The following is a 1,441-nucleotide window of genomic DNA, read 5'->3' on the forward strand; positions in this document are numbered from 1 at the left end:
GGTCACGCCCAGGGGGGCTAAGTCCACGCGCTGAGCCACCCCCACCCGCCGGGCCCCTGCCGACGACGCTATGACCGTCGGCAGGGGCCCTGTGCATAGGCTGGCGGACATCCGGTTCCGGGAACTCGCCCGGACGGCCCGCACACACAGGGATGAGGGAAGCGCCAATGCCGATCGAAGCCGGTAGCGAGGCCCCGGACTTCACACTCAAGGACAACCACGGGCGGACCGTGGCACTGGCCGGGTTCCGCGGCGAGAAGAACGTGGTCCTGGTCTTCTACCCGTTCGCCTTCACCGGGGTGTGCACGGGGGAGCTCGCCGCGCTGCGTGACGAGCTGCCGCTGTTCGTCAACGACGACACGCAATTGCTCGCCGTCTCCACGGACTCGATGCACACCCTGCGGGTGTTCGCCGAGCAGGAGGGCCTGGAGTTCCCGCTGCTGTCCGACTTCTGGCCGCACGGCGAGACGGCGCGTGCCTACGGCGTCTTCGCCGAGGACAAGGGCTGCGCCGTACGCGGCACCTTCGTCATCGACAAGGAGGGCACGGTGCGCTGGAGCGTGGTCAACGACCTGCCCGACGCACGGGACCTCAACGACTACGTCAAGGCGCTCGACGCGCTGTGACCTCATCGGCCGAAGTGTCTGGTTTCGGTGGGGAACCCCTCACTAGGATCCAGTCGTTGATCCGATGCCATCGCACGACGGGGGCGCTGCCCCTGAAATCTACATGGGAGGACTCGTGGGAGTCAGCCTCAGCAAGGGCGGCAACGTCTCGCTGACCAAGGCCGCCCCCAACCTGACGGCGGTCACCGTCGGTCTGGGCTGGGACGTCCGCACCACCACCGGAACCGACTTCGACCTCGACGCCAGCGCCATGCTGACGAACGCCGAGGGCAAGGTCGGCCTCGACGGGAACTTCGTCTTCTTCAACAACCTCAAGAGCCCCGACGGCTCTGTCGAGCACACCGGTGACAACCTGACCGGTGAGGGTGAGGGCGACGACGAGCAGATCAAGGTGAACCTCGCGTCCGTTCCGGCCGATGTCGCCAAGATCGTGTTCCCGGTCTCCATCTACGACGCCGAGAGCCGTCAGCAGTCCTTCGGCCAGGTGCGCAACGCGTTCATCCGCGTGGTGAACCAGGCGGACGGCGTGGAGCTCGCCCGTTACGACCTGAGCGAGGACGCCTCCACCGAGACCGCCATGGTCTTCGGTGAGCTGTACCGCAACGGAGCCGAGTGGAAGTTCCGTGCCATCGGCCAGGGCTACGCCTCGGGTCTGCGCGGAATCGCGCAGGACTTCGGCGTCAACGTCTGAGCTCAGCGAAGCAAGCCCTGTGTCCGGGGGCCGGGGCCGCCCCCCACGGGGGGGGGCGCGGCCCCCCCCCCCCCCCACACCCCCACAAAACAGTTGGGAGGACAAACACAGGGGGGACACCCAC

General features: G+C 67.7%; 2 protein-coding genes. Both read left to right on the forward strand.

Annotation, left to right across the window (positions count from 1 at the left end):
- Positions 1-167: 167 nt before the first annotated feature.
- Positions 168-626, forward strand: coding sequence for a peroxiredoxin (locus ACFWI9_RS23420; RefSeq protein WP_387164841.1), 459 nt, complete (start codon positions 168-170; stop codon positions 624-626).
- A gap of 115 nt (positions 627-741) precedes the next feature.
- The gene (locus ACFWI9_RS23425) at positions 742-1,317 is read left to right on the forward strand and encodes a TerD family protein (RefSeq protein WP_387164842.1); all 576 of its coding nucleotides are present in this window, start codon (positions 742-744) and stop codon (positions 1,315-1,317) included.
- The last annotated feature ends 124 nt before the right edge of the window (positions 1,318-1,441 follow it).

The organism is Streptomyces sp. NPDC127084, assembly GCF_042724175.1.
In the GTDB taxonomy this organism is placed as follows: Bacteria; Actinomycetota; Actinomycetes; order Streptomycetales; family Streptomycetaceae; genus Streptomyces.